This is a genomic window from Amycolatopsis sp. cmx-4-83, from assembly GCF_046548815.1.
GTDB lineage: Bacteria > Actinomycetota > Actinomycetes > Mycobacteriales > Pseudonocardiaceae > Amycolatopsis > Amycolatopsis pretoriensis_A.
The window spans coordinates 605,120-628,114 of record NZ_JAEBEF010000005.1 but is presented as its reverse complement, the minus strand read 5'-3'; the positions used below and the strand labels follow the sequence as shown (position 1 = coordinate 628,114).

Sequence of the window (22,995 nt, the reverse complement as noted above, 5' to 3'; positions counted from 1 at the left end):
CTACTTGCCGCCGCGGGCCATGCGGAGGACGTCGAGCGCTTCGTCGAGCTGGGCTTCGGTGAGCTTGCCGTCCTGCACGTACCCGCGCTCGATGACGACCTCGCGGATCGTCTTCAGCTCCTTCAACGCCTGCTTCGCGACCGCGGCGGCTTCTTCGTAGCCGATGTACTTGTTCAGCGGCGTCACGATCGACGGCGAACCTTCGGCGTAGGTGCGGGCGCGGTCGACGTTGGCCTGGACGCCGTCGAAGACCTTGTCCGCCAGCAGCCGCGAGACGGCCGCGAGCAGGCGCGCCGATTCGAGGACGTTGCGGGCGATCACCGGCAGGTTGACGTTCAGCTGGAAGTTGCCCGCGGCGCCCGCGAACGCGACGGCCGCGTCGTTGCCGATCACCTGCGCGACGACCTGCAGCGTCGCCTCCGGGATCACCGGGTTCACCTTGCCCGGCATGATCGACGAGCCCGGCTGCAGGTCGGGTAGCGCCAGCTCGGCGAGGCCGGTGCGCGGGCCGGAACCCAGCCAGCGCAGGTCGTTCGCGATCTTGTTGAGCGACACGGCGACCGTGCGCAGGTGCCCGGACGTCTCGACGACGCTGTCCTGCGTCGCCTGCGCCTCGAAGTGGTCGCGGGCCTCGGTCAGCGGCAGACCGGTCACGGTCGCGAGTTCGGCGGCCACGCTGGAGCCGAAGCCTTCGGGCGCGTTGAGGCCCGACCCGACGGCCGTGCCCCCGATCGGCAGCTCGCCGAGGCGCGGCAGGCCGGACTTCAGCCGTTCGACGCCGAAGCGGACCTGCGAAGCCCAGGCGCCGGCTTCCTGGCCGAGGGTGATCGGAACGGCGTCCATCAGGTGCGTGCGCCCGGACTTCACGACGCCGGCCCACTCGGCGGCACGGACCTCGATGGCACCGGCGAGGTGTTCGAGCGCCGGGACGACGTCCTTGAGCACGGCTTCGGTGGCAGCGACGTGGATGGTCGTCGGGAAGGTGTCGTTCGAGGACTGCGACGCGTTGACGTGATCGTTCGGGTGCACGTCCCGGCCGAGGGCCCGGCTGGCGAGCGTGGCGATGACCTCGTTGGCGTTCATGTTCGACGAGGTACCGGACCCGGTCTGGAAGACGTCGATCGGGAAGTGCGCGTCGTGCAGCCCTTCGGCGACCTCGTCGGCGGCCTCGGCGATGGCCTCCGCGACATCGGCGTCGAGCACACCGAGCTTGAGGTTCACGCGCGCGGCGGCGGCCTTGAGCAGGCCGAGCGCACGGATCTGAGCCCGCTCCAGCCCCCGGCCGGAGATGGGGAAGTTCTCGACGGCCCGCTGGGTCTGCGCGCGGTAGAGCGCGTCGGCAGGCACGCGGACCTCGCCCATGGTGTCGTGTTCGATCCGGTATTCCTGATCAGCCATGACACCGATTCTGGACCTGTTCGGGAGTTACCGCGTGGTGGCGTTGCGCACCCTGCGACGGCGGGGGTGGTTTCCAGGGATCGCTGCACCACCTGAGTGGTCAGGAGTCGCAACGCACGACCACACGTAACCGTGACCGGATTCCGGAAGGCATGAGCCGGGATCGGTTTCTGCGTGGCAAGGTACCGAACCTCTGACCGGGCCGTCTGCCTTGCGCTGGGGGGGTGTCAGGCCGCCGGGTTGTCCACAACCGCACGAGGCTGTGGATCGTCGGCCGAGCCGTCTCGTCCGGAGCGGGCGAAAGGCAGGGGACGAGACCAAGCCGTCAGCGCGTGGTGGCGTTGCGCACCCTGCGCCGCTCGCCGGCCGTCGCCGTCACGGCCACCGAACCGATGAGGCCGCCCACGCCCAGGCACGCGAAGACCAGCGGCACCGCCGGGTCCTGCTTTCCCGCCCGCTGGGTCGCGACGAGGCCGCCGGGATCTTCGACGACCGGTACCCGGCTGCCGACCTTTAGGCGGGTGTCGACGCCCGGGTCGAGTGAGCCGGTGCTGCCGTCCGGGTTCCGCAGGTCGTACGTGTAGTCGATGCCGGCCTTGAGGCGGTGCGGGGTCTCCGCCGCCACCACGGCGTCGACCGGCCTGCCCCGCGAGAGCAGGATCTCGTCACCCGTCGCCGCCCAGCCGCCGAAGAACGCGGAGTACGCCGGCAGCAGGCCGAGCAGCACGAGCAACGCGCCCGTCCGGGCCAGCCAGCGGCCGAGCACCAGCAGGAGCACGAAGGACCCCGCCACGAAGAACACGAGACCGTCCGCTTCCGCCGACGGCAGCGAGAGCCAGACCGCGAGCACGAACCAGCCGAGCAGCACGACGGCCGCGGTCAACCCGCTCAGCAGCGTCCGCCGCACGCCCCAGGGTGGCCGCCGGTCGTCCGGACGCCGGTGTCGCACCACGTCGAGTGAACTCCGATCCGGCTAGGATCGGATGTGTTCTCGATCACCGCCATCCACCACTGGCTGGAGCGAGCATGACTGAAGTCCCTGGGGACTCCTACGACCTCGTGATCATCGGCGCGGGCCCGACCGGCCTGTTCGCCGCCTACTACGCCGGGTTCCGCGGCCTCTCCATGGCGGTGGTCGATTCGCTGCCCGAGCCCGGCGGCCAGGTCACCGCGATGTACCCCGAGAAGATGATCTACGACGTCGGCGGGTTCGCCGAGGTCCGCGGCCGCGATCTGGTCGATGGCCTGGTCAAGCAGGCCGCGCCGTTCAAGCCGAAGTACCTGCTGGGGCGCAAGGCCGAGAAGCTCGAGACCGTCGGCGACGAGGTCGAACTGACGCTGGACGGCGGCGAGACCCTCAAGGCCGGCGCCGTCCTCATCACCGCGGGCATCGGCGAGTTCACCCCGCGCCCGCTGCCCGCCGGCGACGGCTGGCTCGGGCGCGGCATGGTCCACTTCGTCCCGGCGCTGCAGGCGCACGCCGGGCAGCACGTCGTGGTCGTCGGCGGCGGGGACTCCGCGTTCGACTGGATCCTCGCGCTGCACCCGGTCGCGGCGAGTGTGACGCTCGTGCACCGCCGCGCCAAGTTCCGCGCCGCCGAGTCCATCGTCCGGCAGGCGCGCGAGCTCGGGACCCGGATCATCACCGACGCCGAGGTCACGCGGTTCGTCGAGAACGCCGACGGCGCGCTCGAAGCCGTCGACGTCGCGGTCAAGGGCGCCGAAGAAGAGCGGCTGCCGGCCAACGCCGTCGTCGCGGCGCTCGGGTTCACCGCCGACCTCGGGCCGATCGAGAGCTGGGGGCTGGAGATCGACCACCGCGCCATCGCCGTCGACTCGACGATGGCGACCGCGCGCGAACGCGTCTACGCGGCCGGCGACGTCGCCGCGTACCCGGGGAAGGTCAAGCTGATCGCGACCGGCTTCGGCGAGGCCGCGACGGCCGTCAACAACATCGCCGTCGCGCTCGACCCGGACGCCCACCTGTTCCCCGGGCATTCGAGCAACGCCGAGTAGTTCAGGCCTTCGTCTTCTCCGCGATCCACGGCGCGTACGCGACCACCGACGTGTAGATCGACGGCGCCGTCGCGCATTCCGGGTCGTTGTTGCCCGGGCGGCTCGTGACGCCGACGAGGGACCAGTGGTCGCCGTCGCGCACGATTTCGGGACCGCCGGAGTCGCCGAAGCACGCGCCGGACTTGCCGCCGGGGTTGTCCGTGCACAGCTCGGCCGTGCCGTCGAATACCGATGTGCATTTCGCGCCCTCGACGATGTGCGTGTCGAGCTGCTGCAGCGTCTTCGGGATCTGGCCGCAGTTCAGCTTCGGGCACGTCTGGCCCCAGCCGAGGAGCCGGGTCGCCGTGCCCGGTGCCGCCGCCGTCGCGAGCCCGACCGGCGCCGCCTGCACCGGAGCCGTCAGCCGCAGCAGCGCGATGTCGCCCGCCGGGCTCTGGGTGTTGAAGGCCGGGTTGACGACGATGCCGGCGAGCTTGGCGACCTCGCCGCCTTCGCCGGAGTCGTTCGTCCCCACCCGCACCGACACCGCGGCCGGGGACTTGTCGAACGCGCAGTGCGCCGCGGTGACCACCCAGGTGGGGGTGATCAGCGCGCCGGCGCAGAACAGCCTGCCGCTCGAGGAGTGCAGCGACGCCGCGAACGGGTACGGCTCGCCGGCGTCGCCGCCCCCGACGATGCCGGGTTCGGCCGACGCGGTGGCGGGGACCAGGGCGAACACCAGAACCAGCAGGACCAGCAGTCGCCTGGGCACGGATCTCCTTACGGCAGCGGGGGCACGACGTCGTCGTCGGGCGCGTCCAGCTGGCCGTCGAAGTTGACCGAGGAGTACGCCCGGAGCTTGGTGAGCCGGTGGTAACCGTCGATCATTCTGACGGTCCCGGACTTGGACCGCATCACGATGGACTGCGTCGTCGCGCCGCCCTCGCGGTAGTGGACGCCGCGCAGCAGGTCGCCGTCGGTGACGCCGGTGGCGCAGAAGAAGACGTTGTCGCCGGTCACGAGGTCGTCGTTCAGCAGCACGCGGTCGAGGTCGTGCCCGGCGGCGATGGCCTTCTCGCGCTCGGCGTCGTCCTTCGGCCACAGCCGGCCCTGCAGCTCGCCGCCGAGGCACTTCATCGCGCAGGCGGCGATGATGCCCTCGGGGGTGCCGCCGATGCCGACCAGCATGTCGACGCCGGTGGTCGGGCGGGCCGCGGCGATCGCGCCCGCGACGTCGCCGTCGGAGATGAACCGGATCCGCGCACCCGCGTCGCGGATCTCCTTGATGAGCTGCTCGTGGCGCGGGCGGTCGAGGACGCACACGGTGACGTCGCCGACGCTGCTGTTCTTCGCCTTGGCCACGCGGCGGATGTTCTCCGCGATCGGCGCGCCGAGCTCGACCTTGCCCGCCGCCTCCGGCCCGACGGCCAGCTTCTCCATGTAGAACACCGCGGACGGGTCGAACATCGCGCCGCGCTCGGCGACCGCGAGGACCGCGAGCGCGTTCGGCATGCCCTTGGCCATCAGCGTGGTGCCGTCGACCGGGTCCACCGCGACGTCGCAGTCCGGCCCGTCGCCGTTGCCGACCTCTTCGCCGTTGAACAGCATCGGGGCTTCGTCCTTCTCGCCCTCGCCGATCACGACGACACCGCGCATCGACACCGTCGACACCAGCTGGCGCATCGCGTCGACGGCCGCGCCGTCCCCGCCGATCTTGTCGCCGCGGCCGACCCAGCGACCGGCGGCCATGGCGGCGGCTTCGGTCACCCGGACCAGCTCCATCGCGAGGTTGCGGTCGGGTGCTTCACGACGACGCGGCTCGGTGGACATCAGGCCTCCCGGATCGTGGAACTGGCGGGTGCTAAGTCTGTCAGATCCCTGTCCGGTTTCCCGATGCCGAAGACATGGCAAACGTCACTGACCGTCGCCGGTTTCGTCCTCCGAAGACTCCACGGACGCCAGAGCAGCTTCGACGCGTTCGCGCGCGCCTTCGAGATGGCGCTCACAGACCTTCGCGAGCTTCTCGCCCTTCTCCCACAACGCGAGCGACTGCTCGAGGGACAGGCCACCGGCTTCGAGCTCGCGGACGACCTCGACGAGGCGGTCGCGGGCCTGCTCGTAGCCGAGTTCCTCGCTGGCTGCTTCACTCACGCTCGGTGCTCTCCGACCTTCCGGGCTTCCACGCTGTTCGCGCACACTACCGCGCTGGCCATGGCGTGGTCGTACCCGACGAACGCCAGCGCGAACTCCTGGCCGTCACCGTCCGCGATCGCCTCTTCGAGGTTCTCCTGCGCGCCGGCCACCCGCCGCCGGTGCCCGGCACCCTCGGCGAACCACCAGCGCGAGCCGACCTGCATCGACGTCGCTTCGGACAGCCGGCGCAGCTGCGGGCCCAGGTCGCGGCGGCCGGCGCTGTGGCAGCCGGCGAGCAGCGCCGTCCAGCACTCGGCGGCGGCCCGGTCGGTGCGCTCCGCCTGGTCCAGCAGCGGCCGCGCGCCCAGGCGCCGGGCCGCGTCCACCGTGAGCGGGAGGAACGTCGCTCTCACTCCTGTGCCCCTTCCGCCACCGCGCCGATCGCGCCGTCGCCCACGCGCACGCGCAGCTGGGCACCGGCCTCGACCTCGGAGACGGAGCGGAGTACCTGGAGGTTGCCTTCGGCGTCGATGAACTGCACGACCGCGTACCCGCGGGCCAGCGTCGCGGCCGGGCCGAGCGCGGTGAGCCGGGCCCGCGCGCTGGCGACTTCGGCCTGGTCCTTGGCGAGCAAGGTCAGCATGGCTCGGCGCGCGCGCTCGCGGTGGACGTCGACGTCGTCCTGGCGCCGTTGGATCGGTCCGAGGGGATCGGCCAGCGCCGGACGGCTGCGGATCTGGTTCAGCAGCCGCGCCTGGGTGTCGACCCAGCCGTGCAGGGCGCGGCGCCCGCGGTCGCGCATCTGCCGGACGCGTTCGGTCTCCTCGCGCAGGTCCGGGACGATCCGCTTGCCCGCGTCGGTCGGCGTCGAACAGCGCAGGTCGGCGACGTAGTCGAGCAGCGGCGTGTCCGGCTCGTGCCCGATCGCGCTGACGACCGGCGTGCCGGTGGCCGACACCGCGCGGCAGAGCGCTTCGTCGGAAAACGGCAGCAGGTCCTCGACGCTGCCGCCGCCGCGGGCGATGACGATCACGTCGATCTCGGGGTCGGCGTCCAGCATCTTCAGCGCGCGCATGACCTGCGGCACCGCCTGCGAGCCCTGGACAGCGGTGTTGAACACCTTGATCCGCACGTGCGGCCACCGCCCCTGCGCGTTGGCCAGGACGTCCCGCTCGGCCGCCGACGCGCGGCCGGTGATCAGCCCGACGCCCTTCGGCAGGAACGGGATCGGCCGCTTGCGCTGGGCCGAGAACAGGCCCTCGGCGGTCAGCAGCTTCTTGAGGCGTTCGATCCGGGCCAGCAGCTCACCGATGCCGACCGCGCGGATCTGGTCGGCGCGCAGGCTGATGGTGCCGCGGCCGAAGAAGAACGACGGCTTCGCGTGCACCACCACGCTCGCGCCTTCGCGCAGCGGCGGCTCCATCTCGCGGATCAGCCAGTTCGGGCAGGTCACCGACATCGAGACGTCCGCTGACGGGTCGCGCAGGGTGAGGAACGCCGTCTGCGTGTTCGGGCGGGAGCTGACCTGCGTGACCTGGCCTTCGACCCAGACGGCGCCGAGGCGGTGGATCCAGTCGCCGATCTTGCGCGCGACCGTGCGCACCGGCCACGGCTTCTCGGCGGTGCTCGCTTCGGTTTCGGTCACTGGCCTTCCGCGTCGTCGCCGGTTTCTTCGGGCGGCTCGGTCCCGGCTCGTTCGGCCTTGCGCGCGTTGGCGATCCGGCGGGACAGCATCCCGGTGAACGACGAGCGGTCGGCGTGCGCGCGCTCGTAGTCGAGGATGGTTTCGAGCTGCGGGATCGAGAACTGGCGCAACCGGGCCCGCAGCTGCGGGAGGGTGAGCTGGTCGTAGCCGGTCAGCCCGGCCGGACCCTCGTACCCGCCGGCACTGGTCCGCGGAACCTCGCTCTTGGCCTTCTTGTCGATCTTGGGCGTGCCGGGCTGCGGTTTGTTGTCCTCCGGGGCGTCGTTCTCGCCGTCGGCGTGGTCCTCGGCGAGCGCGCGCTCCTCGTCGGCCCACGGATCACCCAGTTCCGCTTCGAGGTCGGAAAGTGACCCAGGGTGACCGTTGAGTTCCGAACGGGGTTCCGGGACGTCGGCGACCGGCGTCAGGTTCGGCCGCACGTCTTCGAGGTCCTCGTCGAAGGTCGCCCAGCTGGGCGCGTCCTCGACGGGACGCAGGCCGGAGAGGGCGTTGTCGCCCTTGATCGCCAGCTCGGTGACGTGCTGCTGGACGCGCATGGAGGCCTGCAGCACCTGGCTGACCACGGTCACCGGGAGTCCGGCGAGCTGTCGGGGAAGCTCACGAACCCGCTCGGCGGTGGAGACGGCGAGGCCCGCGGCGACCCGGAGGGGGAGCGGGAATGGCTTCATGCGTCTAGCCTGCCCCATGTCCGCCATCCTGCCCAACCGAACGGGTGGGTTCGGGCGCGTTGCGTGACCCCGGGCACAGCACCGAAGGGGGACGAAGCTCACCCGAAAGGGACTTCGAGTTCGGCTCCGGGCTGCCCGTACCCTGGGTGCCATGAGTTCAGCGAGTCCCGGAATCGAGCCCGCGGGTACCCCGACGATCACCGGAACCGCCTCCGGCAAGCGGGTGCTGCTCGCCAAACCGCGTGGTTACTGCGCCGGCGTGGACCGGGCGGTGATCGCCGTCGAGAAGGCCCTGGAGGTCTACGGCGCCCCGGTGTACGTCCGCAAGGAGATCGTGCACAACAAGCACGTCGTCGAGACGCTGCGCGAGCGCGGCGCGATCTTCGTCGACGAGACGTCCGAGGTGCCCGAAGGCGCGCTCGTGGTGTTCTCCGCCCACGGCGTCTCGCCGATGGTGCACCAGGAGGCCGCGGACCGGAACCTGCGCACGATCGACGCGACCTGCCCCCTCGTCACGAAGGTGCACAAGGAGGTCAACCGGTTCGCGAACGACGACTACGACATCCTGCTGATCGGCCACGAAGGCCACGAAGAGGTCGAGGGCACGGCCGGCGAGGCGCCGGACAAGGTCCAGCTGGTCGACAAGGCCGAGGACGTCGACAAGGTCGAGGTGCGCGACCCGTCGAAGGTGATCTGGCTGTCCCAGACGACGCTGTCGGTCGACGAGACGATGGAGCGCGTCGACCAGCTCCGCGAGCGCTTCCCGGGTCTGGCGGACCCGCCCAGCGACGACATCTGCTACGCGACGACGAACCGCCAGGTCGCGGTCAAGGCCATGGCCGCCGAATGCGACCTGGTGCTGGTGGTCGGGTCGACGAACTCGTCCAACTCGAAGCGCCTGGTCGAGGTGGCGCTGAAGGCGGGGGCGCGGGCTTCGTACCTGGTCGACTTCGCGCACGAGGTCGACGAGGCGTGGCTGTCCGGGGTGACGACGGTGGGCGTCACGTCGGGTGCGTCGGTGCCGGACGAGCTGGTCATGCAGCTGCTGGACTGGCTGGCCGAGCGCGGCTACGGCGACGTCAACGAGGTGACGACGGCGAACGAGAAGATCACCTTCGCGCCGCCCAAGGAACTGCGCAAGGTCTGAGGTTCCTCCGCGAAACGGCGGTCATCTCCTGGCTGGAGGTGACCGCCGTTCTCGTTGCTTCAGCGCTCTTCGTCGTCCCAGGGACGGTTCCGCCGAGGCGGCGCACCCCGCCCACCGGACGGACGTCGAGGCGGCGGAGCGTCCCGGCCGTCTTCGGGCGGCCGCGGACGGCGTCGCGGAGCATCACCGCGAGGCTCACGCCGACGCGGGTCGGCGTCGTCCGGACGCGGCCGCCGGTTCGCGGGCGGCGGCTTGCGGGCGCCCCGGGTGTTCGGGTCACCGGCAGGCGGGCGCGGCGTCCGGCGTTCGCCTTCCGCAGGGGGACGCGGACGTCGAGGCGGTTCCCCGTCCCGGCCACGTCGCGGCGGCACGGGCGTCTGACCGGTCCGGTTCGCCGGCCGCGGCCGGCTCGGCCGGGGTTGCTCGTCGTCGTCCTCGACGGCCTTGGCCTTCTTCGGGGCGTCCGGGTCGCGCTCGCGGAAGATGCGGACGAAGCCGATCAGCAGCGTGATGCCGGTGGTGATGGCCATCATGGGGAAGCTGTTGATCAACGGGCTGCCGATGTTGAGGGCCTTCGCCAGCATGTCGTCACCCTGCGAACCCGAGGTCAGCAGGATGACGCCGGGCACGGTGACGGCCAGCACGAGCGGCGGCATCACCATCGGCCCGAACAGCCCCCGCCGCCGCACCGCGCAGACCGCGATCACGGCCCCGGCGATGTAGCAGACGACGAAGACCACCGGAATGTTCGCCTGACTCGGCTTGCCGAGGAGGGCGCCCACGACCGCCAGGACAAGGCCGACCAGGACCGCCGCCCACCAGGGCAGTCCGCGCCTCGAACCGACGACAGGACGCTCATCCCACGGAACAGGGACGTCGTCGGCATCTGGATCGCTCTGGCGATCGCGAATCGCGGTCACAGGGCAACACCGTATCTCGTGGTTGTGAAGATCTTGCCAGCACCGCCGCCGACGTGGGGCTAAAGCCACCCGGCGGCCTGACCCGGAGGCCAGGCCGAAGCGGACGGTAACGGTGCTGGAGACCTTCGCCACGAGTGCTCAGGCGAGGGGTGCGGAGGTGCGCGGTTCGGCTTCGAGCGACTTGCCCCGGGCTCACTCGGCGGCGGATCGTGCCTGGTCACGACGGCCGCGAGCATGCTCGCGGTACGGCGCCGGTCCTCGTGGCTACCTGCGCGGGCTTGGCCGCCGCTGGAGGTGGCTTGCGCCGCTGATCGCGTCGCCCGCGCGGCTGCTCGCCGTGTGCGTGGCCAGGTGGTCGAGGGCCCGCGCCGCCGCTCGCCCGGCTCGGCATGCGCTCGGGTCGCCCCGGGCCGCCGGTGGCTCATGCGTCGCCGGCCGCAGGCTCGCCGGCCGAGGCGGCCTGCGCTACCGATCGCGCCCGCCTGCGCTGCTGTTCGCGCCCGGCGTCGCCGCAAGAGCGCGCCCGGCCTGCGCCGCTGCTCGCCATCGGCCTGCGCCGCCGATCGCAACCGGCCTCGCCGCAAGGCCGCGACCGGTCTCGCCGCAGGAGCCGGAGTGCCGCTGCCGTCCGGCTTGGCCGCGTAGCCGCCTGTAGAAGCCGCCGCAGGAGCGTCCGGAGTGCCGCTGCCGCCTGCCTGGCCGCGGAGCCCGGAGTGCCGCTGCCGTCTGGCTTGGCCGCGTAGCCGCCTGTAGAAGCCGCCGCAGGAGCGTCCGGAGTGCCGCTGCCGCCTGCCTGGCCGCGGAGCCCGGAGTGCCGCCGCCGTCTGGCTTGGCCGCGTAGCCGCCTGTAGAAGCCGCCCCAGGTGCCGTGCCGCTGCAGCCTGGCCGCCGCCGGGGTGCGGGTCGCTCAGCTTGCCGCCAGTTCGTCTCCCTTCCGCACCGTCGGGACTGGCGCCGGACTACCCGACGCGTCCGTCAACGGCGCCACCGTCGCCCGGAACGTTTCCAGCGCCTCCAGCTCCCGCCGCCGGGCCGACAGGAACCGCTGCAGGTGCGTGCTCGACAGGTTCAGCGCCTCCACCGCGCCGCCGGCCGCCCGGTGGGCCGCCGCCGCTCCCGCGCGGACCTGCTCGACGTCCGCCTCCAGGGTCCGGTCGCTCGCCGCGAACAGGGCCGCCGAAGCCAGGACCCCGAAGCCCGTCGGGCCGCACAGGAACACCCGGCGGTCGATCAGCCACCTCAGCAGCTCCGGGTCCGTGTCCATCGCCGCGACCACCGCCGCGTCCGAGGGGACGAACATGATCGTGCCGTAGATCGCGTCCGCCCAGCGCTGGTAACCCTTGCCCGCCAGCTCGGCCGCGCGTGAACGGATCTGACGGACGTGCGCGCGCAACGCGTCGATCCGCTCGTCCGGGTCGTCGGTCTCGATCGCCTCCGACCACGTCGCCATGCTCGCCTTCGCGTCGACCGGCACCGTGCGGCCGCCGCCGACGCTCAGCACCATGTCCGGTTTCGCCGCGCCGCCGCCCGCCAGGTCGGTCTGCAGCGTGAAGTGGAGGTCTTCGCGCAGCCCGAGCGCGCGCGCCGTCTCGACCAGCACCTGCTCGCCCAGCTCGCCGCGCCCGCTGATCGACGCGAACGCCACCTCGTAGCGCCGCAGCGCCAGCTGCTGCTGATCCGCCTTCGCGCGCTCGGCCGCCACCAGCCGGGCCGCCGCGTCCGCCCGGCGCATCCCGTCGTTGTACAGCCGCCACAGCACCGCGACGGCGACGAGCAGCAGGACCGCCAGCACGATCGCCGCGGTGGTCAGCACTGTCGCCACTTCGTCTCCTCCCTCCGGCCGGAATCGGACCGCGGGGACATCATGGCGGACCCCACCGACAAAAACCGCACCCGGACCGTCGCTCTGGGTAGCTGACCTGCGAACACTTCGATTCCCCGCAGGGCGTGTCCGAACCGGCACTCTCGTGTTAGTACACACGTTCGAGTGAGCAGGCGGCGAGCCTCCGGGTTTTCGTCGGACCCGGGTCGTACCTTGGCTTCCGTGAGATTCCTGCACACCTCCGATTGGCACATCGGCCGCACGTTCCACGGCGCCGATCTGCTCGCGGAACAGGAAGCGGTGCTCGGGCACCTCGCCGACCTCGTGGCCGGCGAGGCGATCGACGCCGTCCTGGTGGCAGGCGACGTCTACGACCGCGCGGTGCCCTCCGCCGAGGCGGTCCGGGTGGCCACCGCGGCCGTCGCCCGGATCCGCGCGGCCGGCGCCCAGCTGATCGTCACGCCCGGAAACCACGACTCCGCGCCCCGGCTCGGCGCCTTCGCGGAGTTCGCCGCGGCGGGCGGCCTGCACCTGCGCACCACCGTCGGCGGGCTGGCCGAACCGGTGCTGCTCGACGACGACCACGGCCCGGTCGCCGTCTACGGCATCCCTTACCTGGAACCGGAACCGGCGCGCCACGCGCTGGGCGTGCCGGAGGCGCGCGGCCACACCGGCGTGCTCACCGAGGCCATGCGCCGGATCCGCGCGGACCTCGCCACCCGGCCGGGCGTGCAGTCGGTCGTGCTCGCGCACGCGTTCGTCACCGGCGGCGAGCCGACCGAGTCCGAGCGGACGATCGCGGTCGGCGGCGTCGAGCAGGTGCCCGGCTCGGTCTTCGACGGCGTCGACTACGTGGCCCTCGGCCACCTCCACGGCCCGCAGACGCTCGCCGAGCACCTCCGCTACTCCGGCAGCCCGCTGGCGTACTCGTTTTCCGAAGCGCGTCAACGGAAATCGGTCTGGCTGGTCGACGTGGACGCCGGTGGCCTCGGCGAGGTGCGCCGGCACGAGCTGCCGGTGCCCCGGGCGCTCGCCACGATCAGCGGCGAGATCGAGGACCTCCTGCACGACCCGGCGCACGAGGTCCACCTCGGCCACTTCCTCTCGGTCACGGTCACCGACCGGGTCCGCCCGGTGGACGCGATGCGGCGCCTGCGCGAGCGGTTCCCGTACGCGGTGCACCTGGAGTGGGAGCCCGCGGGCGGCCACGACGGCGCCCCGCTGCGCTATTCCGAAGCCGTCCGCGGCCGGTCCGACATCGAGATCTCGCGCAGCTTCCTCGACGACTGCCGCGGCGCCCCGCCGACCGAGAGCGAAGAGCAGCTCCTCTTCAAGGCACTGGAAGCGGCCGACCGGGGGGCCCTCGCGAAATGAGGCTGCACAGGCTGGAGGTCGAAGCCTTCGGGCCGTACTGCGCACGCGAAGTGGTCGACTTCGACGTGCTCGGCGCCGACGGTCTCTTCCTCCTGCACGGCGAAACCGGGGCGGGCAAGACCACGCTGCTCGACGCGATCGCGTTCGCGTTGTTCGGCGTGGTCCCCGGCGCCCGCAACGAAGCCAAGCGGCTGCGCTGCGACCTCGCCGATTCCGACCAGGTCACCGAGGTCGCGCTGGAGCTCACCGTGCAGGGGCACCGGCTGAAGATCGTGCGCAACCCGGAGTACCAGCGGCCGAAGCGGCGCGGCGAGGGCACGACCACCCAGCAGGCCCGGGTTTCGCTGAGCTGGATCGGCACCGCGCCCGCCGGCCTGGCCCCCGAGGGCCTGATCCGGATCGAGGAGGTCGCGCGCACAGTCGAGCGGCTGCTCGGGATGACCGCGGCGCAATTCTTCCAGGTGGTGCTGCTGCCGCAGGGCGAGTTCGCCCGGTTCCTGCGGTCGGACACCGCCGAGCGCGAGAAGCTCCTCGAGCGGCTCTTCGGCACCGAGCGCTTCGCCGACGTCGAACGCTGGTTCGCCGACCTGCGGGCCGAGCGCGGCCGCGAGCTGGAAAAACGGCAGCAGGACGTGCGGGAGCTGCTGGCCCGGTACGCGCAGGAGGCCCAGCAGGATCCACCGGAGACCGACGTCGCCGAGTGGGTCGCCGGCGTGCTCGCCGCCTCGGGCGAACGCGTCGGGCAGGTCACGGCCGAGGAGGAACGCGCGCGGGCGGCCGCCCAGCGCGCGGACGTCTACCTGCAGGAAGAGCGCGCGGGCGCGGAGAAGATCCGGCGCGTCCGCACCGCGCACCTGCGGCTCCTGGAGATCACCGAGCAGGCGCCGCAGCGGGCCGAGTGGGCGCAGGAGGTCGCGGCCGCGCGGCGGGCGGCCGGGGTCGCCGTCGAAGCCGACCTGCTGGACCGCCGGGCCGCCGAACTCGCCGAAGCCGAGCAGGCGGAGAAGGCGTGCGGTGGGCACCTGCGGGAGTTCGGCACCCGCGCGACCGGTGACCTGAAGGCGCGGGCGGCCACCGCGCGGGAAGAGGCCGGCGCGGTCGCCGAGCTGGTCGCCGAAGCCGAGCAGCAGCAGATCGACGTGATGCGGCGCGACGACCGGAAGCTGGCCGCCGTCACGGCCCGGCAGCAGGCCGAGCAGCTGACCGCCGAGCTGGCCGCGATCCCCGGCCAGCTGGCCAAGCTGCGGGCGGACGCCCTCGAAGCGGCCGAGGCGGAAGCCAAGCTCGACGGGGCCCGCGCCAAGGTCGAGGAGCTGGCGGCGGCGGCGCGTGACGCGGCCGATCTGCCCGAGGCGCAAGCGAAAGTCGGACGCGGCGAGGCGAAGCTGCGCGAGGTGATCGACACGCACCAAGCGGCGCGGCAGCGGCGGCTCGACCTGCGCGAGCGGCGGCTCGACGGGATGGCGGCCGAGCTGGCCGCGGCGTTGCCGGAGGGTGCGCCGTGCCCGGTGTGCGGGTCGGCCGAGCACCCGTCGCCGGCGAACCGGGACGCCGAGCTGGTCGACCCGGCCGAGGAGCGGGCCGCCGAAGAAGCCGAGCAGGCGGCGGACGCGATACGGCAGCGGGTCGTGGTCGCGCTCGAAGAGGCGAAGGCGCGGCTGGCCGGCTTGCTCGAACGGCTGGCCGGGCGCACGGCGGAGTCGATCGCCGCCGAGCTGGCGGAAGCCCGGTCGACGGTCGCGGTGCTGACGCAGCAAGCGGCCGGCAAGGCGAAACTGGGGCAGCAGGTCGTCCTCTTGGAGCGAGACCTCGAGGCGCGCACCGAGCGCCGCCGTCAGGCCGAGCAGGCGGCGACCGAGGCGACGACCGACGTCCGCGCCCTCGAAGAACGGCTGGCCGAGCGCGAACGGCGGCTGGTCGCCGGACGCGGCGAGTTCGCGGACGTCGCGGCCCGGCGCGGGCACCTGATCGGCCTGGCGGAGGCTCTCGAGGCGGTCGCCGAGGCCCGGACGGCGGTCACCGGCGCCCGGGAACGGGTGGCCGAGCAACGCACGCTGGTCGAAGCGGCAGTCACGGCGAAGGGGTTCACGTCGCTGAAGAAGGCGCGGGCCGCGATGCTGCCGGACGAGCAGATCGAGAAGCTCGAACAGGGCATCGCCGAAGCCGAGGCGACCGCGGCCGGGGCACGGGCGCTGCTGTCCGAGCCGGACCTGTTCGGGATCTCGCCGGACGACGTCGCGGACGTCGACCGCGCGGCCGACGCGGCCGAACTGGCGCGGGCGCGGGCCGACTCGGCGTACGCGGCGCTGCGAGTGGCCGCCGCGCAGCACGAGGAGCTGACGAGGCTGGCCGGCCTGCTGCGGAAGGCGCTCGCCGGGCTGGCGCCGGCCGAAGCGGCGTACGCCGAACTGCGGGCGCTGGCGGAGGTCGTCAACGGGCGCGCGCAGAACAGCCGGAAGATGTCGCTGCGGTCGTACGTGCTGGCGGCGCGGCTGGAAGAGGTGGCGGTCGCGGCCACGCACCGGCTGCGCACCATGAGCCAGGGGCGCTACTCGTTCGTGCACTCGGACGCGGCCGGCGCGCGCGGCACCCGCGGCGGGCTCGGCATCGACGTGCTGGACGACTACTCGGGCACCATCCGCCCGGCGAAGACGCTGTCCGGCGGCGAATCCTTCCTCGCGTCGCTGGCCCTCGCGCTGGGGCTCGCCGACGTCGTCGCGGGGGAGACCGGCGGCGCGCTGCTGGACACGCTGTTCGTCGACGAGGGCTTCGGCACCCTGGACGCCGAAACGCTCGACGTCGTGATGAACATCCTCGACGAGCTCCGCGCCGGCGGCCGGGTGGTGGGCCTCGTGTCCCACGTCGAGGAGCTGCGGCAGCGCATCCCGACTCGGCTGCGGGTCCGCAAGTCCCGCACGGGCTCGACATTGGAGGTGCGCGCCGGCTGATCGCTCGGACAAGATGAAGCCATGACGGACCAGCCGCCGAACGGCCTGCCCCGCTACCGCCTGCTCACCGGCCCCGACGACGCGAAGTTCTGCCACCGCGTCAGCGAGGCACTGGAGCTCGGCTACCGCCTGCACGGCTCGCCGGCCGCGACGTTCGACGGCGACCAGGTGATCGTGGCCCAGGCCCTGCTGTGGCAGGGCGAGCAGGGCTGACGCGGCTCAGCCGGCGGCTCGCTGGAGGTACCTGCCGGCGTAGGAGCACCACGGGGTCCACCGGCGCGCATGCTCCGGCAACGACTGCGGAGCGATGCCCAGTGCCTCGGCGCCGTGCCGGACCGCGGCGTCCTCGACGAGCAGGACGTCCGGGGCGCCGAGGACGCGCATCAGCACGTAGTCCGCGGTCGACGCGTCGATGCCCGGGCACGCCAGCAGCTCCGCTCGCAGGTCGGCGGCATCCCGGCCGACGTGCACGTCGAGCCGCCCCTCGGCCAGCGCGACCGCGACGGGGTGGCCGGTGGCCGCCAGCTGGGCCGTGGCCGGGAAGAGCCGCGTGACGCCCCACTCGCCGGGGATCTCCTCGCCGAGGCCGCCGAGGGTGCTGGGCGAACGGACCGAGTCGAACGCCCTGAGCGGGCCGGGCGCTCCGGGCGAGCTGAGCTGGCCGAGCGACCCGGGCGAGCTGAGCTGGCCGAGCGACCCGGGCGAGTTGAGCGCCCCCGGCGAGCTGAGCGGATCGGGCACACCGGGCGAGTTGAGCACCCCCGGCGAGCTGAGCGGATCGGGCGCTCCGGGAGAGCCGAGCACCCCAGGCGAGCTGAGCGGACCGGGCGCTCCGAGCGAGTTGAGTACCCCGGGTGACCCGAGCGACCCGAGCGACCCGGGCGGGCCGAGCGAGCCGGGCACCTCGTCGCCGAGCAGGGTGCGGAGCAGCAGTTCCTCGCCGTCCACCGCTCCTGGCACCCGGATTCCCGGCGCCGCAGCCACCAGCGGGGCCAGCGCCGGGTCGGCGCCGAGCACACGCGTGACCGCCGCCGGGTCGGCGTCGAGGTCGAGGAGGCGGCGGACCCGGCTGACCGCGCTGCCGAGGTCACGCAGGTCGGTGAGCACCAGCTCGCAGCGCACGTGGTCCGGTCGCGGCGTCAGCCGGACGACGCCGGTGCCGTGGGCGAGCCGCAGCGACCGGGCGTAGGACTCCGAAGTGACGACCTCTACCCCCGGCAACGCGTGGTCGGCGAAGAACCGAAGCAGGCCCAGAGCGTCGAACGGTGGCCGGAACGGCAGGCGCAGGCTGAGGCGCGTCCCGCTCACGTCGCCGTGGCGCCCCCGTCGTGAAGCCGCGAAGGCGCGAAGCTGCGAAGGCGTTGTCGCAAACACCTCGCGGATCGTCTCGTTGAACTGCCGCACACTCGAGAACCCCGCCGCGAACGCGACGTCGGTCAGCGGCAGCTCGGACAGCTCGATGAGCAGCCGCGCCGAGTGGGCGCGGTGCGCCCGGGCCAAGGCGAGCGGGCCCGCGCCGAGTTCGGCGGTCAGGACCCGGCCGAGCTGACGTTCCGAATAACCGAGCCGGCGCGCGAGGCCGGGGACACCTTCGCGCTCCACAGTCCCGTCCGAGATCAGGCGCATCGCCCGCGCCGCGAGGTCGGCGCGGACGTTCCAGTCGGGCGAGCCGGGCACGGCGTCGGGCAGGCAGCGGCGGCAGGCGCGGAAGCCGTTGGCCTGCGCGGCCGCCGACGTCGGGAAGAAGCGGACGTTCTGCGCCTTCGGCGTCGACGCCGGGCACGACGGGCGGCAGTAGATGCCGGTGGTGCGGACGGCCATGATGAACTGGCCGTCGAAGCGCGGGTCGCGGGCGGTGACCACGCGGTAGCAGCGTTCGACGTCGCGCCAGAGCGCCGGCGCTTCGGTTGTCGTGACCATGGATTCGAGCATGTCAGCAGGTCAGCGCCGTGGCTGGCGGAAATCCGACGCGGCGTTGGGTGCGTGGGGCTCGACCGGGGCAGCCACGTAGACTGCGGGGTCGTGAGCCTCACCCTCGGTATCGTCGGCCTGCCCAACGTCGGCAAGTCCACCCTGTTCAACGCGCTGACCCGCAACGACGTGCTCGCCGCGAACTACCCGTTCGCGACGATCGAGCCGAACGTCGGCGTGGTCCCGCTGCCGGACCCCCGGCTGGACAAGCTGGCCGAGCTGCACAAGTCGGAGAAGATCGTCCCGGCGGTCGTGTCCTTCGTGGACATCGCGGGCATCGTGAAGGGCGCCTCCGAGGGTGCCGGGCTGGGCAACAAGTTCCTCGCGAACATCCGCGAGGCCAACGCGATCTGCCAGGTCATCCGCGTGTTCGACGACCCGGACGTGATCCACGTCGACGGCCGGATCGATCCGCTGAGCGACATCGAGACGATCAACACCGAGCTGATCCTGGCCGACCTGCAGACCCTCGAGAAGGCCGTCTGGCGGCTGGAGAAGGAAGCGCGGACCAAGAAGGAAGCGAAGCCCGCGCTCGAGGCCGCGCAGAAGGCGAAGGAGATCCTCGACAGCGGGCGCACGCTCTTCTCGGCTCAGAAGGACGTCGACCTCGAACTGCTTCGCGAGCACAGCCTCCTGACGACGAAGCCGTTCCTGTACGTCTTCAACGCCGACGAAGGCGTCCTCACCGACGAAGCCCGCCGCGAGGAGCTGACCAAGCTGGTCGCCCCGGCGGACGCGGTGTTCCTCGACGCGAAGGTCGAAGCGGAGCTGCTGGAACTGGACGACGAGGAGTCGGTCCGCGAGCTCCTGGAGTCGGTCGGCCAGCCGGAGCCGGGCCTCTACTCGCTGGCCCGTGCGGGCTTCCACACGCTCGGCCTGCAGACGTACCTGACGGCAGGCCCGAAGGAGTCCCGCGCCTGGACGATCCCCCAGGGCGCGACGGCCCCCCAGGCCGCGGGCGTCATCCACACGGACTTCGAGCGCGGCTTCATCAAGGCGGAAATCGTCTCCTACGACGACCTGATGGCCGCCGGCTCGATGGCGGCCGCCCGCGCGGCGGGCAAGGTCCGCATGGAGGGCAAGGACTACGTCATGACCGACGGCGACGTGGTCGAGTTCCGCTTCAACGTGTGAGAATTCAGACGGCTCCTCGCCAAAGATCTGGCTCGGCCTCTGCAAAACGGCGCTCCAACGACTCCAGGTCTCCGAGCACCGCCTACGCCGCCCGACCTCATCGGCGAGGCGTGACAGCCGGGTACGGCGTTGCGCGCCCAGGTCGCCGTGTGGCGCGAGGTAGAGCGAGTTCGGCAGCATTGCGACCAGCTCGTTGCGGCTGGCATGAGTGAAAGGGACGAGTGGGTGGTGGGCGCGCGCTGCCGAGATCGATCCCTTGACGAAGCCACCAGGTATGCCAGCCGAGCAGGAAGGCGGCGCCACCCGCAGCCGGCTCCGGCCAATGCGTATAGCTGGATTCTGCCTGAGCCGAAACCTTGGCACCCGAATCAGAAGTGGTGGTCGCGTCAGCTCGGGCCCCACTGACTCCAACCGTGCAGGTACGGCGCAAGGTCATGTCGTCCTGGCTCGGGTGTGATCGGCATCCCGGTGCGGTCGAGAAGTGGATGTATCTCGTCCGCATAGGTCTGCGCCCAAGTTGCCCAGACGATGACGTCGTCTCGACGCGACGGATCCACAGTCTCGGCGGAGCGACGAAGCGCGACGGCGTAGGCACGTTCTCGGCCTCGCTTGCTTCGTCGATTCGTTCGCGCAGCGCGTCCATGCGATGTTTGATCCTGAGCTCAAGACGGCCGGACATCGCTCCAAGCTGCTGCTCAAGTGATACGGACGCCACCGATTCGCATCCGCCGTGCCATCCCGTCCTGCATCTCGACTATCAACGCGTGAGGAACCTTGGGGCAGCTTCGACGAGACCCGGATCCCACGCCCTACGAAGTCACCGTGGTCCTGGCTCTTGGGCGTGGGCTTCGGCGAGCTGGCCTGGCGAGGTGGCTTCGGGGTGCGGTCGGGTCGCTCACGGAGATCCGCAAAGAGTTGCCGGATGTCCATTTGCTGAGCTGAGCGGTTCCGGCGCGCAACGGGCGAAGCTGGGCGGTTCGCGCCGCATGGCGCCAGGCCTTCAGCTCGTCGGGCTCCAGGTCATCGAGGAGGAAATTCTCGCTCGCCGCAGCCACCCGATTCAGCACTTCTGCCGGCGTGATCTGGGGTGGGGCGGGCCCTGCTATGCGATCACTTCAAGTGACGACATCGGGTGTCGCCAGCCGGCGCGATTAGTGAGGGGGAGTGGATCCAGCACACTTCGCGGTTTCTGGCGCTGCTCGGACTCACCAGGTGCTGACGAGCGACCTGGCCACGGCGTCGGCATCCTGGCCCGAAAGCTGCGCGGCCATGGCGGCCTTCAGCACGGCTGCCGCCTGCCCGAAGATCATTTCGGACGAATTGACGAGGTCGAAGCCGGCGCGGTCGATGGTGAGTGTCCCAGCTGGGAGACCAGGTCCCCCGCCAAGCGCAGTGGCCACTGCTCGGGCGAACTCGCTGGGCAGCCCGACAGTGAACGGTTCCTTCCACAACTCGCTCGGGCAGGTCGGCTCCTCGTCGGCGTCGAACAATCCGAAGGTCGCCACAGCAACGGCGAACTGCGTCTGGTCGCCCTGGCCGGGTATGAACTGCCCGCCGACAAGAGCGCGTGGAGCGAGACCGCCAAACCGTCGCAGGACTTCGACGTGCATTCGGACGGCGTTCGCCGGGGCACCGATCGCCGATCGGGACGACCGCAGCCACTCCGCGGGCTGGTATGCCGCTGGGTGATCGCCTTCGCCGATCGCGACCAGGCCGTGCCGTTCCACTTCAACGATCGTCATCGCGGTCCCAACCCGTTCATCTTCCGCCACCACGGACCGAACAGGGGTTCCTGATCGATCACGTCGGGATCATAATTCTTGCCGGGAGGATGGGTCTGCAAAGCCTCGGCGTGCGCTTCTTCGTAGCCCATCCCGCCATCCATCAGCTTCGCCTCGAGTGTTTCGTGACGCATGAAAGTTGGTCTGTGCCTCTGACAGCGGCTTTCCCTCAGCCAGAGCTTTCCCGATTCGGTCCAGCATCACGTCGTTCGGTCCGAAATGGTCAAGGCCGGGCCGGGAAAGATGCTCCTTGACCTTGGACAGGTCGGTAGGCGCGAAGCTGGTGGGTACGTCCGGGGCGCCGCTCTCTCCCGGGATACCGCGCTCCGAATCGGGCTCGTGCTCGCCGTGCCCGGGTGGGCACTCCTTGAGCAGCTTTCCCGCGCCGAACGCGGTGAACCCCAGCAGCATGGTGCCGGTGATCTTGCCCAGGGCGCGGTCGCCGTGGCCGTTGGCCCAGTCATCCCAGGCGACCATCTCCTTGAACGTGTCGACCGGATGCGCGATGTTGTGCGCCATCGACGCGACGACTTCAGCCGGATCCGCGAGGATCTGGTAGAGGCCTTCACCTGCCCCCTTGATGCTGTCCCAGATGCCGCCGAAGAAGTTCGCATCGGCCTGCTTGCGGGAGTCCTGCGGCGAACCTGCTCCCTCATAGCGGAGTGCGTCAGCCGTCAGGTTGCCTACGCTCGCCAACTGCTGCCGAGCGCGGTTCAGAATGTCTCGCGCGGCTTGGCGCTGGGCCTCGCCGGGGTCGGTGAACGGCGGGGCCTGCACCACGGTCGGGTCACCGTGTTGTGCGTTCGCCCTGGTTTTCGCGTCGGCATCGGCAACAGCGCGATCATGGTCGGTCTTCGCTTGCTGGGTGGCCTTGTCGCCCTGCTGCCACTGGGCAATGGCTTCGGCTGCCTGCCCCTGCGCCCAGGAGAGGCAGTTCGCGAAGTCCGTCAGCGCGAGAGCGGCGTTGGCCAACGAGTCGCCGGCCTGCCCCCAACGAGGCACCTCGGTCTGGTGGTCCTCGTGAAACTTGTCCGCCGCCGGTCCCTGCCAGGCGCCGGTGTCGATCCGCCGGAGCGCGTCCCCAACTGCGTGGGCCGTCTTGGCTCGTTCGCTCAGTACTCGGGCGTTCTCGAACACGGCCGGTGGATCGCCGGGGATCAAGGCCTTCGGATCGGCCGTCTGGCCGAGCTCCGCCATCAAACAGCGCCAATCGTCGGCTCGTCGGGCGAGACTGCGTCCCACCCGGGATCGGACTTCAGAGCCGCTGTGTTGGTGTGCTCGATCGCCCGGTAGGCGGATGCTGCCTTGCCGAGCAGGTCCCCGAGGTCACTGGCGCGATCAGACAGCGCGTCGAGTCCGACACTCCATCGGCCACACAACTCCGCGAGTGCGTCATGAACGCCGCTGTGGCCATACAGGCCTGGTTCACCGCACAGCCCGCGAAGTTCGAAGCTGTCCTGGTCGTGTACGACGGCGCTCATGTTTTTCGATGCGTTCTCCAGCACCTCGATGTCGACGTGAAAGCCTGGACCATCCACCCCTCTTCGTCCCCTCTGCCACTTGCGTCAGGCAACTACTCCGCCTTGCGTCCCCGCTCTCCCGCGGATGCCCATGCCCGCGCGATCAATTCCGGCGGCGCCATCCGAGACAGGACCGGGAACCGATGCGCATCGTCGGGGTCGACCATCAGACCCACGCCAGGCGGGACCAGTTCCGACAGATCCGCACCCGTTGTAGTGAAGTAGCTGCACTCGCCCACGTGCGCGGCCAGCCGTTCGAGGGTCGTGAAGACGGCCATCCATTTGCCGCGTTCGCCAAGGTCGGTCACCAGCAGCGCCGGCTCCTCCGGTCGCTGCGCGTAGACCAACGCGCTCACGAATGCGTCGACGAAGTCACCTGGACCCCGGTTGCCGCTCCAAACCTGCTGCGCAACGAGCGCCAGCCGAGCTTCAGCTGCCCCTTCGTCACGTTTCACGCTCGGTACCATACTTGCTGTAAC

The 22,995-nt window shown here is 71.3% G+C and carries 21 protein-coding genes; 6 read left to right on the top strand and 15 right to left on the bottom strand.

Annotated elements, in window-relative coordinates; genetic code table 11:
* Both ACLJQM_RS18780 and ACLJQM_RS18775 read right to left on the bottom strand, forming a co-directional pair.
* Positions 1-1,398, bottom strand: a complete 1,398-nt coding sequence (locus ACLJQM_RS18780; protein ID WP_360764834.1) for a class II fumarate hydratase — start codon at positions 1,396-1,398, stop codon at positions 1-3.
* 325 nt (positions 1,399-1,723) lie between these two features.
* Positions 1,724-2,347 (bottom strand): hypothetical protein, encoded by a 624-nt coding sequence (locus tag ACLJQM_RS18775; RefSeq protein WP_410632156.1) that lies wholly within the window; start codon positions 2,345-2,347, stop codon positions 1,724-1,726.
* Positions 2,348-2,424: 77 nt separating this feature from the next.
* Between ACLJQM_RS18775 and ACLJQM_RS18770 the strand changes: the two genes are divergently transcribed.
* Positions 2,425-3,414 carry an NAD(P)/FAD-dependent oxidoreductase gene (locus ACLJQM_RS18770; protein WP_410632155.1) on the top strand — a complete coding sequence of 330 codons (990 nt, stop codon included), beginning with the start codon at positions 2,425-2,427 and terminating at the stop codon, positions 3,412-3,414.
* Between the two features lies 1 nt (position 3,415).
* On the opposite strand, the gene ACLJQM_RS18765 is transcribed toward ACLJQM_RS18770, so the two are convergent.
* The 6 genes from ACLJQM_RS18765 to ACLJQM_RS18740 all read right to left on the bottom strand — a co-directional run bounded on the left by ACLJQM_RS18765 (position 3,416) and on the right by ACLJQM_RS18740 (position 7,899).
* Complete coding sequence (locus ACLJQM_RS18765) at positions 3,416-4,165, bottom strand: S1 family peptidase (protein ID WP_410632154.1); 750 nt, start codon at positions 4,163-4,165, stop codon at positions 3,416-3,418.
* A gap of 8 nt (positions 4,166-4,173) precedes the next feature.
* Positions 4,174-5,223 (bottom strand): class II fructose-bisphosphatase, encoded by a 1,050-nt coding sequence (gene glpX, locus ACLJQM_RS18760; protein WP_247018730.1) that lies wholly within the window; start codon positions 5,221-5,223, stop codon positions 4,174-4,176.
* 84 nt (positions 5,224-5,307) lie between these two features.
* Complete coding sequence (locus ACLJQM_RS18755; RefSeq protein WP_360764847.1) at positions 5,308-5,544, bottom strand: exodeoxyribonuclease VII small subunit; 237 nt, start codon at positions 5,542-5,544, stop codon at positions 5,308-5,310.
* A complete protein-coding gene (locus tag ACLJQM_RS18750; protein ID WP_247018740.1) occupies positions 5,541-5,939 on the bottom strand; it encodes a hypothetical protein in 399 nt (132 codons plus the stop codon). Before ACLJQM_RS18750 ends, ACLJQM_RS18755 begins: the two co-directional genes overlap by 4 nt.
* On the bottom strand, positions 5,936-7,171 hold the full coding sequence (gene xseA / locus ACLJQM_RS18745) for an exodeoxyribonuclease VII large subunit (RefSeq protein WP_410632153.1): 1,236 nt from the start codon (positions 7,169-7,171) through the stop codon (positions 5,936-5,938). The genes ACLJQM_RS18750 and xseA overlap by 4 nt, the downstream gene beginning before the upstream one ends.
* Positions 7,168-7,899 carry a lipid droplet-associated protein gene (locus tag ACLJQM_RS18740; protein ID WP_410632152.1) on the bottom strand — a complete coding sequence of 244 codons (732 nt, stop codon included), beginning with the start codon at positions 7,897-7,899 and terminating at the stop codon, positions 7,168-7,170. The genes xseA and ACLJQM_RS18740 overlap by 4 nt, the downstream gene beginning before the upstream one ends.
* Before the next feature lie 151 nt (positions 7,900-8,050).
* Here ACLJQM_RS18740 and ACLJQM_RS18735 point away from each other — a divergent pair, with 151 nt between their 5' ends.
* Entirely contained in the window at positions 8,051-9,046 is a 996-nt protein-coding gene (locus ACLJQM_RS18735) for a 4-hydroxy-3-methylbut-2-enyl diphosphate reductase (protein ID WP_360764856.1), read from the top strand.
* Between the two features lie 59 nt (positions 9,047-9,105).
* Here the strand turns inward: ACLJQM_RS18735 and ACLJQM_RS18730 are convergent, their stop codons facing one another.
* Positions 9,106-9,966 carry a DUF6542 domain-containing protein gene (locus ACLJQM_RS18730; RefSeq protein WP_247018748.1) on the bottom strand — a complete coding sequence of 287 codons (861 nt, stop codon included), beginning with the start codon at positions 9,964-9,966 and terminating at the stop codon, positions 9,106-9,108.
* 907 nt (positions 9,967-10,873) lie between these two features.
* Positions 10,874-11,788 carry a DNA recombination protein RmuC gene (gene rmuC, locus ACLJQM_RS18725; protein WP_247018750.1) on the bottom strand — a complete coding sequence of 305 codons (915 nt, stop codon included), beginning with the start codon at positions 11,786-11,788 and terminating at the stop codon, positions 10,874-10,876.
* Between the two features lie 222 nt (positions 11,789-12,010).
* On the opposite strand from rmuC, the gene ACLJQM_RS18720 reads away from it, so the two are divergent.
* The 3 genes from ACLJQM_RS18720 to ACLJQM_RS18710 are packed head-to-tail and all read left to right on the top strand — an operon-like array spanning position 12,011 to position 16,323.
* Positions 12,011-13,162 (top strand): exonuclease SbcCD subunit D, encoded by a 1,152-nt coding sequence (locus ACLJQM_RS18720; protein WP_410632151.1) that lies wholly within the window; start codon positions 12,011-12,013, stop codon positions 13,160-13,162.
* Complete coding sequence (locus ACLJQM_RS18715; RefSeq protein WP_410632150.1) at positions 13,159-16,110, top strand: AAA family ATPase; 2,952 nt, start codon at positions 13,159-13,161, stop codon at positions 16,108-16,110. The genes ACLJQM_RS18720 and ACLJQM_RS18715 overlap by 4 nt, the downstream gene beginning before the upstream one ends.
* A gap of 21 nt (positions 16,111-16,131) precedes the next feature.
* The gene (locus ACLJQM_RS18710) at positions 16,132-16,323 is read left to right on the top strand and encodes a DUF1737 domain-containing protein (RefSeq protein ID WP_125312655.1); all 192 of its coding nucleotides are present in this window, start codon (positions 16,132-16,134) and stop codon (positions 16,321-16,323) included.
* Positions 16,324-16,329: 6 nt separating this feature from the next.
* On the opposite strand, the gene ACLJQM_RS18705 is transcribed toward ACLJQM_RS18710, so the two are convergent.
* On the bottom strand, positions 16,330-18,030 hold the full coding sequence (locus ACLJQM_RS18705; protein ID WP_410632149.1) for a DNA-3-methyladenine glycosylase 2 family protein: 1,701 nt from the start codon (positions 18,028-18,030) through the stop codon (positions 16,330-16,332).
* 102 nt (positions 18,031-18,132) lie between these two features.
* On the opposite strand from ACLJQM_RS18705, the gene ychF reads away from it, so the two are divergent.
* Complete coding sequence (ychF, locus tag ACLJQM_RS18700; protein ID WP_360764869.1) at positions 18,133-19,215, top strand: redox-regulated ATPase YchF; 1,083 nt, start codon at positions 18,133-18,135, stop codon at positions 19,213-19,215.
* A gap of 1,205 nt (positions 19,216-20,420) precedes the next feature.
* Here the strand turns inward: ychF and ACLJQM_RS18695 are convergent.
* The 4 genes from ACLJQM_RS18695 to ACLJQM_RS18680 all read right to left on the bottom strand — a co-directional run bounded on the left by ACLJQM_RS18695 (position 20,421) and on the right by ACLJQM_RS18680 (position 22,971).
* The gene (locus tag ACLJQM_RS18695; protein WP_360764893.1) at positions 20,421-20,957 is read right to left on the bottom strand and encodes a hypothetical protein; all 537 of its coding nucleotides are present in this window, start codon (positions 20,955-20,957) and stop codon (positions 20,421-20,423) included.
* Positions 20,958-21,026: 69 nt separating this feature from the next.
* Positions 21,027-22,193 (bottom strand): putative T7SS-secreted protein, encoded by a 1,167-nt coding sequence (locus tag ACLJQM_RS18690; RefSeq protein ID WP_410632148.1) that lies wholly within the window; start codon positions 22,191-22,193, stop codon positions 21,027-21,029.
* Complete coding sequence (locus ACLJQM_RS18685) at positions 22,193-22,534, bottom strand: hypothetical protein (protein ID WP_360764898.1); 342 nt, start codon at positions 22,532-22,534, stop codon at positions 22,193-22,195. The genes ACLJQM_RS18690 and ACLJQM_RS18685 overlap by 1 nt, the downstream gene beginning before the upstream one ends.
* 35 nt (positions 22,535-22,569) lie before the next feature.
* The gene (locus ACLJQM_RS18680; protein ID WP_410632147.1) at positions 22,570-22,971 is read right to left on the bottom strand and encodes an SseB family protein; all 402 of its coding nucleotides are present in this window, start codon (positions 22,969-22,971) and stop codon (positions 22,570-22,572) included.
* Positions 22,972-22,995 lie beyond the last annotated feature (24 nt).